The 15,955-nt window shown below is 43.6% G+C and carries 14 protein-coding genes and 4 tRNA genes; 8 read left to right on the forward strand and 10 right to left on the reverse strand.

Features of this window, described 5'->3' with window-relative positions:
- The first annotated feature begins 434 nt into the window (after positions 1-434).
- The 3 genes from ppx to tilS all read left to right on the forward strand — a co-directional run bounded on the left by ppx (position 435) and on the right by tilS (position 4,811).
- Positions 435-1,961, forward strand: coding sequence for an exopolyphosphatase (gene ppx / locus JMY05_RS12120; RefSeq protein ID WP_201615220.1), 1,527 nt, complete (start codon positions 435-437; stop codon positions 1,959-1,961).
- A 226-nt stretch (positions 1,962-2,187) separates the two neighbouring features.
- Positions 2,188-2,991 carry an acetyl-CoA carboxylase carboxyltransferase subunit alpha gene (locus JMY05_RS12125; RefSeq protein WP_201539471.1) on the forward strand — a complete coding sequence of 268 codons (804 nt, stop codon included), beginning with the start codon at positions 2,188-2,190 and terminating at the stop codon, positions 2,989-2,991.
- 230 nt (positions 2,992-3,221) lie between these two features.
- Positions 3,222-4,811 carry a tRNA lysidine(34) synthetase TilS gene (gene tilS, locus JMY05_RS12130; RefSeq protein WP_201615221.1) on the forward strand — a complete coding sequence of 530 codons (1,590 nt, stop codon included), beginning with the start codon at positions 3,222-3,224 and terminating at the stop codon, positions 4,809-4,811.
- 42 nt (positions 4,812-4,853) lie between these two features.
- On the opposite strand, the gene JMY05_RS12135 is transcribed toward tilS, so the two are convergent.
- A complete protein-coding gene (locus JMY05_RS12135) occupies positions 4,854-5,366 on the reverse strand; it encodes a GNAT family N-acetyltransferase (protein ID WP_045443262.1) in 513 nt (170 codons plus the stop codon).
- A gap of 218 nt (positions 5,367-5,584) precedes the next feature.
- Here JMY05_RS12135 and proC point away from each other — a divergent pair, with 218 nt between their 5' ends.
- Positions 5,585-6,418 carry a pyrroline-5-carboxylate reductase gene (proC, locus tag JMY05_RS12140; protein ID WP_201615222.1) on the forward strand — a complete coding sequence of 278 codons (834 nt, stop codon included), beginning with the start codon at positions 5,585-5,587 and terminating at the stop codon, positions 6,416-6,418.
- A gap of 152 nt (positions 6,419-6,570) precedes the next feature.
- Complete coding sequence (locus JMY05_RS12145; RefSeq protein ID WP_060490268.1) at positions 6,571-7,140, forward strand: YggT family protein; 570 nt, start codon at positions 6,571-6,573, stop codon at positions 7,138-7,140.
- A gap of 102 nt (positions 7,141-7,242) precedes the next feature.
- Here the strand turns inward: JMY05_RS12145 and JMY05_RS12150 are convergent, their stop codons facing one another.
- On the reverse strand, positions 7,243-8,049 hold the full coding sequence (locus JMY05_RS12150; protein WP_201615223.1) for a hydroxymethylpyrimidine/phosphomethylpyrimidine kinase: 807 nt from the start codon (positions 8,047-8,049) through the stop codon (positions 7,243-7,245).
- Positions 8,050-8,397: 348 nt separating this feature from the next.
- Here JMY05_RS12150 and JMY05_RS12155 point away from each other — a divergent pair.
- The 3 genes from JMY05_RS12155 to JMY05_RS12165 all read left to right on the forward strand — a co-directional run bounded on the left by JMY05_RS12155 (position 8,398) and on the right by JMY05_RS12165 (position 9,633).
- A tRNA-Ser gene (locus JMY05_RS12155) sits at positions 8,398-8,487 on the forward strand.
- Between the two features lie 187 nt (positions 8,488-8,674).
- Positions 8,675-8,751: transfer RNA gene (locus tag JMY05_RS12160), tRNA-Arg, on the forward strand.
- A gap of 228 nt (positions 8,752-8,979) precedes the next feature.
- Positions 8,980-9,633: an RDD family protein gene (locus JMY05_RS12165; RefSeq protein WP_045443268.1), complete on the forward strand. Its 654-nt coding sequence runs from the start codon at positions 8,980-8,982 to the stop codon at positions 9,631-9,633.
- A gap of 62 nt (positions 9,634-9,695) precedes the next feature.
- Here JMY05_RS12165 and JMY05_RS12170 read toward each other — a convergent pair whose 3' ends face one another.
- The 8 genes from JMY05_RS12170 to ispE form a co-directional block, all read right to left on the reverse strand.
- Complete coding sequence (locus JMY05_RS12170; protein ID WP_045443271.1) at positions 9,696-10,676, reverse strand: calcium/sodium antiporter; 981 nt, start codon at positions 10,674-10,676, stop codon at positions 9,696-9,698.
- 294 nt (positions 10,677-10,970) lie between these two features.
- The gene (gene panD, locus JMY05_RS12175) at positions 10,971-11,351 is read right to left on the reverse strand and encodes an aspartate 1-decarboxylase (protein ID WP_045443274.1); all 381 of its coding nucleotides are present in this window, start codon (positions 11,349-11,351) and stop codon (positions 10,971-10,973) included.
- Between the two features lie 100 nt (positions 11,352-11,451).
- On the reverse strand, positions 11,452-12,033 hold the full coding sequence (pth, locus tag JMY05_RS12180) for an aminoacyl-tRNA hydrolase (RefSeq protein ID WP_045443276.1): 582 nt from the start codon (positions 12,031-12,033) through the stop codon (positions 11,452-11,454).
- A gap of 196 nt (positions 12,034-12,229) precedes the next feature.
- A complete protein-coding gene (locus JMY05_RS12185; protein ID WP_045443278.1) occupies positions 12,230-12,904 on the reverse strand; it encodes a 50S ribosomal protein L25/general stress protein Ctc in 675 nt (224 codons plus the stop codon).
- 422 nt (positions 12,905-13,326) lie between these two features.
- The gene (locus tag JMY05_RS12190; RefSeq protein WP_045452669.1) at positions 13,327-14,274 is read right to left on the reverse strand and encodes a ribose-phosphate pyrophosphokinase; all 948 of its coding nucleotides are present in this window, start codon (positions 14,272-14,274) and stop codon (positions 13,327-13,329) included.
- A gap of 110 nt (positions 14,275-14,384) precedes the next feature.
- A tRNA-Gln gene (locus tag JMY05_RS12195) sits at positions 14,385-14,460 on the reverse strand.
- Positions 14,461-14,704: 244 nt separating this feature from the next.
- Positions 14,705-14,780, reverse strand: a tRNA-Gln gene (locus JMY05_RS12200).
- Positions 14,781-14,927: 147 nt separating this feature from the next.
- Positions 14,928-15,908, reverse strand: coding sequence for a 4-(cytidine 5'-diphospho)-2-C-methyl-D-erythritol kinase (gene ispE, locus JMY05_RS12205; RefSeq protein ID WP_045443280.1), 981 nt, complete (start codon positions 15,906-15,908; stop codon positions 14,928-14,930).
- Positions 15,909-15,955: the final 47 nt, after the last annotated feature.

A 15,955-nucleotide genomic window follows, 5' to 3' on the forward strand; every position in this document is an offset into this window, starting at 1 on the left:
TTTTGGTAGTGTTTTGTGTGGTCGTTTGATTCATTTGTTTAGCTTCCTTGCTAATCGTTTATTGAGTATAGATATTAGGGCGAGTCATTAGGGGGCTTTCTTTTTTGCTAAAACGGCTAGGCGGTCATTAAGTGACTGTTATTTATTATAATATTGGTCGTTTTTAATGTAGCAAAACGCTATCCTTAACACAAGCAATGGATGTTTATGGCGCATTTGTTATTTTGTTGATGATGTGCTTGCTGCTTAATTAGCATTTGGGTTACTTGCCAGTGTTTGGCATAAATGCTTTAATGGCGAAAATTGCGTCAAACACGTGAGCATCTTTGTATAGGTGGCACTATTTGGTGCAGCTACGATGTTTATATGACTCAATCGTCTGATTTTTAACCCATATCCTCTCCCTTTTATCCAACACGGTAACGATTCCTCTTATGCCTATTGACTACCTTACAAATCCGCCGCTTGCTGATGATGAAATGATGGCAGCCATTGATATCGGTTCCAATAGTTTTCATCTGGCCATTGCGCGTCTTGACCATGGTGAGGTGCGAAAAGTCGTTTCTATGTCTGAAAAAGTCCAGCTCGCCGCAGGCTTGGATGAAAATAATATCTTAAGTGCGGCAGCTGCACAGCGAGGTCTTGACTGTTTGAGCCGATTTGTGGCGCGTTTGGATTCGGTACCACCCGAACGCATTCGCGTGGTTGCGACCAACGCTTTACGCCAAGCCAAAAATGCCAATGACTTTATTGCCCGTGCCAATAAAATATTGCCGAAACCTATTGAGATTATCGCGGGACGAGAAGAGGCGCGCTTGATTTATTTGGGCGTCTCACACACCAATGCCAGTAGTGACAAGCGTTTGGTCATCGATATTGGTGGCGGTTCGACAGAGTTTATCATTGGTCAAGAGTTCGATCCGCTATTGACCGAGAGTTTGCAGATGGGCTGTGTCGCCTTTACCCAGAAGTACTTTGCCGATGGTCAAATCACGAAAGAAGCCCTTAATAATGCGATATCAGCCGCTCGCAAAGAAGTGTTAGCGATTCAGGGTCGTTATCAAAAATTGGGTTGGAGTAGTGTGGTTGGCTCGAGTGGGACGATTAAAGCAGTACGTAATGTGCTGGTATCTAAGGGCTGGGCTGATGAGCAAGAGCGCATCACTTATAAAGGTGTCAAAAAGTTAGAGAAACTGTTGCTTAAAATTGGCAATGTCGATGACATCGATTTAGAAGGCGTTAAGGAACATCGCAAAGCCGTCTTCCCAGCAGGCGTTGCGGTACTGCGTGCAGTCATGAAAGTGCTGGGTGTCGATACCATTACTTACTCAGATGGTGCACTACGTGAAGGTGTGATGTACGACATGCTTGGACGCTTTGCTAGCGAAGATGTTCGTGACCGCAGTGTGCTGGCGCTGATTAAGCGTTATTCAGGGGACAAAAAACAAGCCAAACAAGTGGTGAAAACCAGTCGTCATTTATTTGAACAAGTGAAGAGTCAGCTTGCCCTTACCAATGATGATTGTGATTTACTCAGACGTGCGGCTTTCTTGCATGAGATAGGATTGGCCATCAGTCATAGTAGTTATCATAAGCACAGCGCGTATTTGCTTGAGTATTCTGATATTCCAGGATTCTCGCAAGTCGATCAAAAGCGCATGGCACAGCTGATGCTCAATCATCGTCGTAAGCTCAAGGCTGATATGTTAGAGCAGACCTGTACTATCGGTGGTAATCAGCTCGTTTATCTTTGCCTGTTGCTACGCTTAGCCGTACTGGCGCATCACAGCCGCAGCGATTATGAATTACCAGAATTACAGTTACAAGCCATGGATGATCATTGCTGGCAAATCACCGTTGCCAATAGCAGTGAGCACTACGCTTTCTTATTGCCCGATTTGCATACTGAGATTGAGCAGTTTGCCAAATGGGGCGTGACGCTGAGCGTGGTTGAGGGCTAGGCAGCGCTAGTTTGCACTGACGATCAACACGATGCCGTTACTATTGTAATGAGTATGCTATAGATTAACGTAACAAAAGCGGCTTTGTCAGTAATGTCATGCCATTTAAGATGTGCTACTATAGCTTCTATTGAGTTTACAACTGTACTTTCATTATCTAAAAATCGATAACGATATTATTCTTAAACATAAATACATTAAGTATAATTATTAAAGGGAAGCGTCTATGAGCACTGTCTGGGATAGTGTGCAGCTTGCACGGCACGCCAAGCGTCCATTATTTATGGACTATGTTAATCAGCTGTTTACCGAATTCGATGAGCTGCACGGTGACCGTGCTTTTGCTGATGACAAAGCCATTCTTGGTGGTCTGGCGCGTTTTGATGGTCAGCCTGTGATGGTAATTGGTCAACATCGCGGTCGCAGCACCCGTGAGCGTATTGCTCATAACTTTGGCATGGCCAATCCTGAAGGCTACCGCAAAGTGATTCGTTTGGTCAAAATGGCTGAGCGTTTTAATATCCCTGTGATGACCTTTGTCGATACCCAAGGCGCTTATCCGGGTATCGGCGCTGAAGAGCGCGGACAAGCGCAAGCCATTGCCGAAAGTATCGCTGTTTTTTCTAGCCTAAAAGTGCCTATTATCGTGACTATCATCGGTGAAGGCGGCTCAGGTGGGGCGTTGGCTATTGGCGTTGGTGACAAAGTCAATATGCTACAAAATAGTATTTATTCGGTTATCTCTCCGGAAGGCTGTGCCTCTATCCTGTGGAAAACAGCTGAAAAAGCACAAGATGCTAGTGAAGCCTTGAAATTAAATGCGATTAATTTATATCAGATGGGGCTGATTGATGCCGTCATTGAAGAAGGTGAAGGCGCACATATCAAGCCGCAGCCTGTCATGATCGCCTTGAAAGCACTGATTGCTGAGCAGTTAAATGAGATTAAAGATTTAGACGCACACGCGCGTTGTGAGCTGCGTTATGAGAAGCTGAAAACCTTTAACTCAGAAGTGATGTTGCCTGCTTAATTGGTCGCTATGACACCTCTGTTACTAAGCCTCTATGCATGTACACAAAGCTTTTCATATTAGAGACTGAGTCTTAATGCTAAAATAAAAACGTGTCATTTTATGGCGCGTTTTTTTGTGGCTGTTAATATAGGTGCTAACTGACGCTGTAACTGATGTCGTAGCTGACGTATGAGCAGATTCATTTATATGTCAATTCATGTATGCATGCTAAATAAATAAGGCTGATTATGACCAGCAGTGCAATCCTCTCGCATCCTATGAAGCCAATCGCAGACTTGCCTGTCGATGCCGATCTGGCACAAGCATTATTGAGCAGTATGGTTGAATACGGTGAACAGCTGCACGGTCGACGGCTTTGGCTGGCGTGTAGTGGTGGTCGTGATTCATTATCACTGGCTACGCTGTGTGTGCAGCTCTATCGCCAAGGTAAGTTACCATTTTTGCCACAATTGCTGCATGTCAATCATGGTTTGCAAGCAGATAGTGACACTTGGGCGATGCATGTCGCTCATTGGGCAGCAGTGCAGCAGATACCGTGTCGGATTTTACGTGCGCAAGTGAATGGTCATGATGAGCAAGCCGCAAGGCAAGCTCGTTATGATGTCATGCGAGCGCAACTCAATCAAGATGATGTATTGCTCTTAGCGCATCATGCCGATGACCAAGCAGAGACAGTGCTGATGCGGCTGATACAAGGCGCTGGGGTGAATGGTCTGTCGGGTATGCAGCCGTGGCGTATCCAAACGCAAGGCACACAGCGTATGGCATTATGGCGACCTTGGCTGACGGTCAAACGCGCCAATATCAGCAATTATGCTCAGCGCCTAAAGCTCCCTTATATTGATGACCCAACCAATGATGCTGGCGATAATGTACGTAGTGGGCTACGCCTCGACATCATGCCAGTATTGGCGACCTATAATTCCAATGTCATTGACAATATCGCCCGTAGCGCACAGCTATTGCGTGATGCCCAATTGATAATCAATGCACAAGCGGTAGAAGATTTACAGCAGATAGAGGTAGCATCATTACAGCTATCGTCTGCCCAGCGTGTGCTAAATATAGGCAAGCTACAAGCATTACCCATTTATCGTCAGCGCCAACTATTGCATCATTGGCTCGGTCAATATGAACCGTTACCGCCTGCTAAGCAGCTGGTAGATGATGTATTTATGCTAAGCCAACGTGAAGATCCTGATCACCAAACGGCGCTTTTTTGGCAAGCTCGCAAGCAGTCCTATACGATTTGCCGCTACCGTCAGCAGCTTTATCGTCTCAGCAGCGATTGGTTGACATGGCTTGAGTTGCCGCTTACCAAACAGATTCAACCCTTATCTAATCTTGTGGTGGCTGATGCTGATTCAGCGGCTGCTCAGCCTGTATCAGTTACCTTACGCAGGGATAGTAAATTTACTTGGCAAGCGCAAATGATGCCAAATGCCTTGGCAGAGCTATTAAACAGTGACCAAGATGGTGATGAGAAGTTTGAGATTACCTTTGCACCATTAGGTCGTCAACAGCGTATGCAAACTGCATTGGCATCACGTCCACAAGCGGGCAAGAAACTATACCAAACGCTTGGTGTACCTGTATGGTTGCGCGAGAGTTTGGTGGTGGTCAGTGCCGTATCCGTACAGCAGGATAAGGAGTGGCCATTATTGCTGGTTTCACCTTTTGAGAGCTGGGTATTAGGGACGAGTAGATCGCTAACAGACACGACAGAAAATATTGGCGTTTTAAACAGTGCTATTAGAAGCAATGTTATTAGAAATAGTGTTATTAGAAACAGTCTAAGCATCAATAACGCTTTTTAATATTTGTAACCTAAGCCTTTTAGGAGGTCAGGTTATCTAGGGCTAGGGCATCAGGACATCAAGTTTTCTAACCATTTTGATATCTATTATTTGCGTGCTTTTGTAGCATTCTTCACTCTTTTCGCCATTAGCTACAAAGCCAAATTTTTGATAGAAATCAATAGCAGCCACATTATTTTCTAATACCCATAAATAAAAATGGGCATGGATATGAGATCCTAAGAGGGCTTGTAATGATGCTGTCATTAATTGAGTGCCTATACCCAATCCTTGATAGTCGGGCAAAACATACAACGTGGTAATTTCATAATTTTTATTATTAATGAAGTACCCAATAAACCCCAAATTATGATGATGAGCATCATATGCTATCCAGACAATAACATCAGGATGCGCCATTAACTCCTGCCACATTTTTGTTTTATTACATAAGCTGTTTTTATCATTGATATAGGACACTGGTAGCAAACCTAAATAGGCGGCATGCCAACTTTTGAAGTGAATGTTAGCAATGTCTGCATAATCCTCTGGGTTAGCTTTACGAATGAAAAACATAGTACTCTCCGTCACTGATTTTATATAATGCCCTTGTTAATCTAACCGTTTGGTTGTGCAATAGTCCATGGTAATTAAGTGGTTCAACGGAGCTTACAACGGGGTTAGATACCGTCAATTTATCAAACGATGCCAGTAGCAGTATGGTAAACTGAGTGTCATTTTACCTATCATTATGTTAGTTTGAATACCTTTGGATTTTTGAATAGGAGACATGTATGTCAGTATTAGATAATAAGAAAATCAGCTTTATCGGTGGCGGAAATATGGCGCAGGCCTTGATTAGCGGGCTTGTCAGCTGCGGTATCAAACCGAGTTTAATTACCGTTGCTGATCCTAGCAGTGAAGCGCGCGAGCAATTGGCTGCTAAAGGATTGAACACGGTCGATCCAACTGCTGATGCAAAAGCTGCCGTTATCGATGCTGACATTGTGGTGCTGGCGGTCAAGCCGCAAGTGATGAAAGCGGTAGTCAGTAGCTTTGCGGATGTCTTAGACAAGCAGCTGGTGATTTCAGTGGCAGCAGGTTTGTCGACTGAGCTTTTATCTGACATGTTGGGTGGCTATGACAATATCGTCCGTGCGATGCCAAATACCCCTGCAATGATTCAAATGGGCGCAACGGGTCTGTACGGTACGGATAATATTTCTGCTGAACAAAAGCAATTAGCAACGGCGGTGATGGAAGCATCAGGTTTGGTCATGTGGGTCGATAATGAAGAACACATGCATGGGGTAACCGCCGTATCAGGGTCAGCACCAGCATATATGTTTTACTTTATTGAATCCATGATTGACGGGGCAGTGGCTTTAGGTTTGGATAAAGAGCAGGCTTCAGCGCTCGCTATGCAAACCATGTTAGGCGCGGCAAAAATGGCAATGAATAGTGAAGACGCACCTGCTGAATTGCGTCGCAAGGTCACCTCGCCAAATGGAACCACCCAAGCCGCCGTTGAGTCAATGCAAGCCAATGATATCGGTGGTCAAATCGTTGAGGCTATGCAGGCTTGCTATGACCGTAGCCAAGCCTTGAGTGAAGAGATGAGTAAATAATCATCCCTATATCAGGCGCGTTATTTGCTAAAAGCGAATGACGCGCCTGAGCTGTAATACTAAGCACCAATATTAAGCACCAATACCAAGCACCTAGTAATGACAGTCGTCATCCCAAAACCTGTTAATAATGTCACATTGAGTAGCACTTCATGAACAACATGTTATTTCAAATCTTTGATTTGGTCACCACCTTCGCCATGATGTTGGTGTTTATTCGCTTTATGCTGCAATTTGCAGGGATGGATGCCAGCAACCCCATGATTGCGCCTGCCTATAAAGCAACGCACATTGTCGATGTGTTTGGGCGTATTTTTCCAACCGTCGGGCAAGGGCGTATCAGTATTGCGGCTATCGTCCTGATGTTTTTGATTCGTTTGATCGATATCTCTGGAAAAGCAGCACTGACCCATAAAGGTATCGCTCCTGTACCGTTATTTTTTACGGGTACTATCAGCTTGGTATTAGACTTTTTACGTATGTGTCGCTATCTCGTCATTGGCTCCATCATTGTCAGCTGGATTGTGGTATTTACCCAATCTCAGCATCCGATTATTGGTATCATTGTTAATTTAGCGGAGCCAATCTTGGCACCATTTCGTCGAATCACGCCAAACTTGGGCATGATTGATTTATCACCAATGGTCGCCTTCATTGCTTTTATTTTGCTTGAGATGTTTATTGGTGGCTTTGCCGCGAGCTTTATGCCGATGTTGGGTTGAGCTGGATTAATGGTCACTTGAAAGCCGCTATCTAAAATTATCAATAGCTATCTAAAAAAGGGCGCTCTACGAGATATAGAGCGCCCTTTTTTTATTGATTATTTAGAGGTTATGCTGAAAGTCTATAAAACGATTGGGTATTAATTGGGCTTGCTCATTGTTAGGGTGCGGTGCATCAGCGGCTCGCAGCGTCTGGGTAATCCAGCTGTCTGCTGCTCTTACTGCATCGATAAGCGCATCACCCATTGCTAAGCGCCCAGCGATAAAGCTGGCAAGTGAACAGCCAGAGCCATGAAATTCGCCCTTTAAGCGCGGCAAGGTGCTTTTATGTACCATCTCACCCTTTATGTACAAATACTGCTCTATATCGCCGCTATCAAAGTCGTGTGAGGTCTTTACCAATACAGCATAGGTGCCTTGGGCGCATAATTCTTGCGCGCCAATGTGTAAGTCTTGCTCACCGCTTAATGCGCGTAGCTCATGAGTATTCGGTGTGATGAGGGTCGCGTATGGTAACAGCTCCCTAAATGCGCTAACGAGCGTCTTTTCATCGCCCAAACTGCCACCACTATTGGCAACCAATACGGGATCTAATATAAATGGCGTATCAGCGGTGATAAGGCGCTCGGCAAACAATTGAGTCAGCATAGCAATATTATCAGTCGTACCCAACATACCTGACTTAATAGCTGCAACAGGCAAATCATCGAGCACTGCGGTGGCCTGATCCTTTACCAAATTTGCTGCACAAGCTTCAAAACCAAAGACTTGCTGCGAGTTTTGTATGGTAATAGCTGTACAAGCAATGGCAGCATGCGCACCTGCTTGACCGATGGCTTCTATATCCGCTTGTAATCCAGCGCCGCCTGAGGGGTCTAATCCTGAAAAACACAGTACCACTGGTCGCATAAAAATTCCTTTGACATAATCTACAATGAGTAACAAATACTATAGACACCCACTGCTAAAAAAGCCATAGTAGGTGAGAGATGGTATATAGACAATCCATCAATTAATTAACAACAACCCAGAGCGTGCTGACTAACTTAAACATCGTTTTTACTAGTTTTTATTGATATTTGAGCTGCTCAAGAGGCTATGAAACCATACAAACAAATAAATATGATAAAAACTGCATTAAATTTGTAGACAGTGCTTGCAATTCGTTTTGGCTTTGCTATAATACTCGCCCACGGGATAAGACGTATTATCAGCAATAATACTATTTTTTAGAACTTAAAAAGTCTTACGTCGTTTGGTGAAGTGGGTGAGTGGCTGAAACCAGTTCCCTGCTAAGGAACCATACGTTTGCGCGTATCGAGGGTTCGAATCCCTCCTTCACCTCCATTTATTCGGTTTTTATTAGAGTAGTAACGCGATATAAAAGCGTTAATAATCTTCTGTTTTATTAAAGCAAAAAATAATTTGATTTTAATAAAAAAAGATGTTGACATAAGCGAAATTATCTATATAATAACCAACCTAATTTGCTGCAATTGTTTCTTAACAACGCAGTAAATGATGTGCAAAGTACGCGCTTGTAGCTCAGTTGGATAGAGCACTTGGCTACGAACTAAGGGGTCGGGAGTTCGAATCTCTCCAAGCGCACCATTTGCATTATCACTTCTTTAACTCAGTTAAAGAAACCTTAAAATAATCGCCTGTCTTATGACAATTTGGCGATTTTTTTATGTCTGCAATTTCTGTGTGATAGTCTGATGAGTTGATGAGTCATACGACATTGTTATATGACTTACGGCATCTTAGGATAATGTACGATAAGACAGTGAATTACGGTACAATAGAGTCACTATTCACTGCTTGCTATGAGCTTGTACCATGTCAAAGAGTTTACCTAAACGACCTACCAAATCTGCTGCTAAAACTAAAGCCTCAGCACACCATGCCTCTGACGTTGAAGAGCTAACGATTGCTAAAGCTGGCACCCGTATGGCAGCCATTCTCTATGATGGCATGTTAATTTTAGCGTTGTTGTTTTTGGTCGGTACCCTGCTAACCGTGATTGGTACATTGCTGACCATGAATACCGGTACAGACTCTTCTCAAGCGCAGTCGCTGCCAACGTGGTATCAAAACGTTGTTATGACGCCGTCTTTTATACTGACGTTAGTCGGATTCTATGGGATATTTTGGCGTCGTGGTGGGCAGACATTAGGTATGCAGACTTGGCGGTTAAAGACGGTCAATAGTAATGGTCATTTGCTAACGTGGGGACAGTCATTTAAGCGGATTTTAGCGGCCAGTATCATGCCACTTATATTTGGTATCATTGGTAGTATTATCGATGGCTCGCGTGCTGTTCTGTTGACCAGTGCTTTTTTGGGCTTTGTCTTTAACTATGCTTTTTGCCTCTTTAACCCACGTGGTCTCGCAGTGCAAGACATGCTATCGAATACCATTACCTTAAAAATGCCAAAAACAGAGAATGAAGGACTATGGCGGGTGATTAGAAACCGCAAGCAAGGAAAATAAACCACATTATCATCGCCATAGTCTGTTCATACATTTTAAGGTCTGTTAACACACTTTAAGCGTTACAGATTGACGGTTTGTATCAGCCATAAAGTATAGCCGACAAAGAACAGCATCAATGTCGCGCCAGAGGTACGTCCGAATGGACGCTTACTTATAAAGGCAAACCCGCACAATACCACAAGTAACAAGGTGACCAATCCCATCGCCACTATATCGCGTGATAAGATGATTGGACTGACTGTGATTGGCGCTATAAGCGCTGCGAGACCAACGACGCCTAAGGTGTTAAATATATTAGAGCCAATAATATTACCCAATGCCATGTCGTGTTCGCCTTTACGGGCGGCTGATAGGCTCGATACCAGCTCAGGTAATGAGGTCCCCACAGCAACAATCGTCAATCCAATCACCAGTTCGCTCACGCCCCACAGCGTTGCCAATTCTACTGCACCCCAAACTATAGCCCGTGAGCTAATGACCAGTAAAAGCATGCCGATAACTAAGCTGATGAGTCCCCGTGTTAGGGTTTGCTCGATATGTTCAGCATCGATGCTTTCTGCTATGGGTTCTCCTTCGTGCTCATGGTTGCCTTCACGTAAGCTTAGTACAATCTGAATGCCTAAAGTCACGACCAGCAGCGCTATCAACACAATACCATCTGCTTGGTCTAATTGCCCATCACGCAGCTGCCATGCGGCGACCATAGTAATCAATACCAATAGAGGTAAATCACGCTTGATAATGCCCTTACGAATGATAATAGGGCTAATCAATACGGTTGCACCCAATACCAGCGCAATATTGATGATGTTTGAGCCATAAGCGTTGCCTAATGCCAAATCAGGGCTGCCTTCTAGTGCCGCCAATACTGACACGACCATCTCAGGGGCGGATGTACCCACACCCAAAATCAACACACCGATTAAGAAACTAGGGACGTTGAATTTTTTTGCTAAGGCAGTGGCGCCATCAACAAAAAGGTCTGCACTCCAAACAAGAATAGCTAGTCCGATCAATACTGCAATAACTGCCAACCACATCAGTCTGTTTCCTTATTAGTGTTAATACCAAACCTAAAAATACGCTTAGCCGTGTCAAATTCATTTAGCCTAAAAACATAGCGCTGACATTTATTTTTCTGACGACTTCATCTTTTGAGAGTGGTATAAAATGTGAATTTGCCATATAAAAATGGCATAAAAAAAGCTGAATCAGAATGGAGATTCAGCTCTCATATTAGCATAGCGGTTTTGGTTGGATAATAAGAATAACTTCAACAGCTTAGTCGATTATTTATCCTTGCTTTATCCAAAAATCTTCGATGTTCCGGTGCTTTAAGCCACTTGTACCGGAATGATGTTTGCTGTGTCTTTTACGGTGTTGTCTTCGTTGCAATACACCAGTTTTGGCTGGTAGGTTGCCGCTTCTACTTCATCAAAATGAGCATAGGCACAGATGATAACGATATCGCCTAAATCTGCCATGTGAGCCGCCGCACCATTTAGCGAGATGATACCAGAACCTGCTTCAGCGCGGATAGCGTAGGTGCGAAAGCGCTTGCCATTGGTCACATTGTAGATATCGATAGACTCATTTTCGCGCAGACCAGCAAGATCCAATAAATCACCATCGATACCGCATGAGCCTTCGTAATGAAGTTCGGCATGGGTGACGCGAGCACGGTGTAATTTGCATTTAAGCATATTAAGTAGCATAGGTTGCTTCCTTAGCGTAACTGAGATTAATGATTCAAATCAAAAGGTTAATGGGGGATAACTTGCTAAAATAAAAGGCTATTATAGTTGAAGCATGATTTTATTCTGGCAGTTTGAAGCCATTAATTTGTGAACGTGCTTTTTCAATATCGCCATTTAGTAATAATGGTAGCGCCTCAAACGCTGCTGTCAGAGCGCTATCAATGGCAATCTGTTCATCGGGCGCAGCTTTTGAGAGCACATGACCACTAACTTTAGACTTATGACCAGGATGACCAATACCAATACGCAAACGATGGAAGTCGTTGCCGATATGAGGGGTGATATCACGCAGACCATTATGACCGCCATGACCACCATTCGTCTTAAGTTTGATACTGCCAGCTGGAATATCGAGCTCATCATGAGCAATCAGTAACTCATCATTTTCAATGCCATAAAATTTCACCATCGGCACCACTGACTGACCAGACTTATTCATAAAGGTGAGCGGCATCAATAGACGTACGTCATGCCCATGAATCTGCCCACGTCCTGTGATTCCATGAAACTTTTTATCATGAGAGAGGGTAATGTTGAACTGCTGAGCCAAGTGATGGACAAACCAAAACCCTGCATTATGACGTGTAAACATATACTGCTGACCAGGATTACCAAGACCGACAATAAGCTTTATGGCCATAAAAACACCCTGCTTAAATTGAATAAATGAGTCATAAGGTTTGCGATTATGCTATTTATCCATAGCATATCTGTTATTTTTCAAACCTTACTTACAAAAACAGCAGGAGATATTTATCACCTGCTGTTTTTTGACTAAACAAACCTTGTATTACATAGCAGACGCTAGATTGCGTGCTCTATGTAACCGTGGTTTATTATTCGCCGTCTTTGTCTTCAGTACCTTGCTCAGTAGCAGGTACGTCAGCAGCATCAACTTCTTCAGCGTCTGCGTCAACTTCTTCAACCGTTGGTGGCTGCATGTTAACGATAGTACGGTCGTGAGCATCTTCCATGTCAAGATCAAAGATGATAACGCCTTCAGGTAGTTTGATGTCTGATAGACGGAATAGATCACCGATTTCCATGCCTGATACGTCAATTTCTAGGTATTCAGGTAATTGTGATGGTAGGCAAACGATTTCGATATCAGATACTAGTGTTGATAGAACACCACCAGCTTTAGTACCAGGCGCTTCTTCACGACCAGCAAAATGCACAGGAACGTTCATGTTGATTTTCTGACCTTTTACAACGCGCTGGAAATCAGCATGCATTGGGAAGCCTTTAGCTGGATGGCGTTGCAAGTCTTTGATAACCGCTTGATGCTCTACGCCATCAACATTGATTGTCAAAATGTGTGAGAAGAAAGCTTCGAATTCAAGTGACTTTACTAGCTCGTTGATCTTGATAGAGATAGACGTTGGCTCTTCGTTACCACCATAGATGATAGCAGGAACTAGATTCTGCTTACGTAGGCGGCGGCTCGCACCTTTACCTTGTTGCTCAGCAGAACGATCAACAGCGTTTAGTTCAAAATGATTAATGCTCATGGATATAATCCTATAAAAAGAATGATGAAGTGTCTGGTCATAAAAAAGTGGATTTGCGACCAATCCACTAATACGTGATGATAGCTAACATTTATGATTACTAATAAAATTCACAATTGATAAATGTAGCCATTTGCTCATCATAACGATTTTTTGGATAGTCATTATCATGACAATCGTTACTTTTGGGCATGATCAGCACTTTTGAGAATGCCAACCTAATTAAATCGAACAAATGGTTGGCACAGGCGCGCATTATACGTGATTTTGTAGTAATAATAAAGACCTACGCAAAATGACTGTGCAACACCAATAGGCAAAAAAAGCGTCAAGTAAAGATACTTGACGCTTTTTTTTAAACTTAAGCAGTGTTTTATAACGAGCATTGCCAACAGAAAGTAGAGCAAGTGCTCATTAAAAATCTAAGCGTCAAACATGGCGCTGATAGATTCTTCGTTATTGATACGGCGTAAGCTTTCAGCAAGCATCGGTGCGATACTCACTTGGCGGATTTTGCTACAGGCTTTTGCCGCTTCAGACAATGGAATCGTATCGGTAACAACGACTTCGTCTAGCGCAGATTCGCTGATATTTTGTAGTGCGTTGCCTGATAGGACAGGGTGCGTAATATAAGCCAATACGCGACGTGCACCGTTTGCTTTCAATGCTTCAGCTGCTTTACATAGCGTACCTGCGGTATCAACCATGTCATCAACGATGACGCAATCACGATCACGGACATCGCCGATGATGTGCATGACTTGCGACTCATTGGCACGGGCACGGCGTTTATCGATAATCGCCATGTCAGTATCGCCCAACTGTTTAGCCATAGCGCGCGCACGCACCACGCCGCCCACATCAGGTGAAACAACCATGATGTTGTCATAATCTTGTTTTTGTAGGTCGTTAAGCAATACAGGCGTGCCGTAGATATTGTCTACAGGAATGTCAAAGAAGCCTTGAATCTGATCTGAGTGCAAATCAACCGTCATCACGCGATCGATACTCACGATGTTTAGCATGTCAGCGACGACTTTAGCAGAGATAGGCACACGAGCTGAACGAGGGCGACGGTCTTGACGAGCATAACCGAAGTAGGGCATGACTGCTGTGATGCGACCCGCACTAGAGCGACGCAGCGCATCGGCCATCATCATGATTTCCATCAAATTGTCATTGGTTGGTGCACAAGTTGGCTGCATGATAAACACGTCTTTACCGCGCACGTGTTCTTTGATTTCTACGGCGATTTCGCCATCAGAAAAACGCGTGATATCAGCTTTACCAAGAGGTATATGGAGATGATCGGCTACGGTTTTTGCTAATTCAGGGTGGGCATTACCCGTAAAAATCGCCAAATAAGGCATGACAGAAGTCCTATTGATTGACTCAAGCAGCGACCGCTAAGCAGTGTCAAACTGCTCAAATTCAGAAAAGAGTGGTGAAAAGTTTTGATGACTACTATTACAGTAAAAAATGGCAGGGGTAGCTGGACTCGAACCAACGGATGTCAGGATCAAAACCTGATGCCTTACCAACTTGGCTATACCCCTGTAATGTCTAGGCTGTGTACGTCGATATCTAATAGCAACTTTTAATAAAAGTCATTGTTAGAATAGCGTCACGACCTGTTCGCTATATTATAAACGGATAAACCATTTAAAACATAACTATTCCCTAGCGGTGTCCATTGCGAACTATACCGAAACTGGGATGACGTTGTCAATGTCAATAAGATAAGCGGCTATTTATAAACCACCTATGATCATTGCATATCAAACGCTTCGTACTAAAAAATGGCAGGGGTAGCTGGACTCGAACCAACGGATGTCAGGATCAAAACCTGATGCCTTACCAACTTGGCTATACCCCTATTGAGGCGACCTATTATAATTAAATTTTCAGATTTTGCAAGTCATTTGCGTCTTTTTATGGCTTTTATTAAAAAATAGGTCAAAAACAAAGCGCTTTACGCTATATTTATAATCATTTTATCTTCGCACTACAGCTCAAATCTAACTCATAGATTACGAACTAAATATGCAGAACAAGGCGCCTCTTCAATCCACTTTGCTAAAAGTGCTTTGTCAGTAGCCACGCTTGCATCCAAAGGCAAGAACACCGCGCTACCAGAGCCTGTCATTCGTGCTGTGCCGAGTGCTTGCGCCTCTAACCCTTGCAAGTAACGTAATGCTTCGCTGACGGCAGGAGCAAGACTGGTCACCACTGGCGTAAAGACATTGTGATAGGGCGTGTTTAAATGTTGTACATAGTCGGCTTGCTTATTTTTAATTGTCTCAACCGATAGCACAGCGATATCACGTTGTAATTTAGGATGCGCGAACAGCTTGGCAGTATTAACGTGAGCATTGGGGGTCAATACTAAATATTGCTGGTCGGGCAACTTGATTGCGGTTAACTGCTCTCCAATACCCATCGCAATCGCATCTTGCCCAAAGATAAAAATCGGCACATCTGCGCCAATAGTGGCAGCAATTTTTATCAGCTCATCTTGCGTCAATTTAAGCTGCCAAATTTCATTAAGTGTCATCAATGTCGTTGCGGCATTGGATGAGCCGCCACCCAAGCCTGCACCCATCGGCAAATGCTTATCTAAAGCGATATGCACTTGTGCTAACTGCTCAGGTAGAGTGTTTGACTGTATGGCAGCCGCTAGCAATACACGCGCTGCTTTAAAAATCAAGTTGTCTTCTATATCGGCAGTTATAGTCTCTGCACCAGCCAATATTAGAAGTTGATGACAGAGATTATTGGCATCTAGTTCACTATTTGCCGTAGATTCACTATCTACTGTAAAAATTACGGCTTCATCTATGACTGAGAAATGTAGATAATCGCCCCAATCGAGCAAGCGAAACACGGTTTGCAAATTATGATAGCCATCAGCACGCTTACCTGTGATATGCAAAAATAGATTAATCTTTGCCGGTGATAAGCGGGTGATGGTGGAAGTAGGCGTAGCGGCTAGGTTTTTAATCATAGTTCTTAATGATTGTTCTCAGTGATAGTTTTTAATTATAATTTTTC

The organism is Psychrobacter sp. JCM 18902 (genome assembly GCF_904846615.1).
Classification (GTDB): Bacteria; Pseudomonadota; Gammaproteobacteria; order Pseudomonadales; family Moraxellaceae; genus Psychrobacter.

What these genes read in the sequence shown, in the direction of transcription:
- ppx (WP_201615220.1), top strand. Translation starts at nt 435, where the DNA reads ATGCCTATTGACTACCTTACAAATCCGCCGCTTGCTGATGATGAAATG.
- JMY05_RS12125 (WP_201539471.1), top strand. Translation starts at nt 2,188, where the DNA reads ATGAGCACTGTCTGGGATAGTGTGCAGCTTGCACGGCACGCCAAGCGT.
- tilS (WP_201615221.1), top strand. Translation starts at nt 3,222, where the DNA reads ATGACCAGCAGTGCAATCCTCTCGCATCCTATGAAGCCAATCGCAGAC.
- JMY05_RS12135 (WP_045443262.1), bottom strand. Translation starts at nt 5,366, where the DNA reads ATGTTTTTCATTCGTAAAGCTAACCCAGAGGATTATGCAGACATTGCT.
- proC (WP_201615222.1), top strand. Translation starts at nt 5,585, where the DNA reads ATGTCAGTATTAGATAATAAGAAAATCAGCTTTATCGGTGGCGGAAAT.
- JMY05_RS12145 (WP_060490268.1), top strand. Translation starts at nt 6,571, where the DNA reads ATGAACAACATGTTATTTCAAATCTTTGATTTGGTCACCACCTTCGCC.
- JMY05_RS12150 (WP_201615223.1), bottom strand. Translation starts at nt 8,049, where the DNA reads ATGCGACCAGTGGTACTGTGTTTTTCAGGATTAGACCCCTCAGGCGGC.
- JMY05_RS12165 (WP_045443268.1), top strand. Translation starts at nt 8,980, where the DNA reads ATGTCAAAGAGTTTACCTAAACGACCTACCAAATCTGCTGCTAAAACT.
- JMY05_RS12170 (WP_045443271.1), bottom strand. Translation starts at nt 10,676, where the DNA reads ATGTGGTTGGCAGTTATTGCAGTATTGATCGGACTAGCTATTCTTGTT.
- panD (WP_045443274.1), bottom strand. Translation starts at nt 11,351, where the DNA reads ATGCTACTTAATATGCTTAAATGCAAATTACACCGTGCTCGCGTCACC.
- pth (WP_045443276.1), bottom strand. Translation starts at nt 12,033, where the DNA reads ATGGCCATAAAGCTTATTGTCGGTCTTGGTAATCCTGGTCAGCAGTAT.
- JMY05_RS12185 (WP_045443278.1), bottom strand. Translation starts at nt 12,904, where the DNA reads ATGAGCATTAATCATTTTGAACTAAACGCTGTTGATCGTTCTGCTGAG.
- JMY05_RS12190 (WP_045452669.1), bottom strand. Translation starts at nt 14,274, where the DNA reads ATGCCTTATTTGGCGATTTTTACGGGTAATGCCCACCCTGAATTAGCA.
- ispE (WP_045443280.1), bottom strand. Translation starts at nt 15,908, where the DNA reads ATGATTAAAAACCTAGCCGCTACGCCTACTTCCACCATCACCCGCTTA.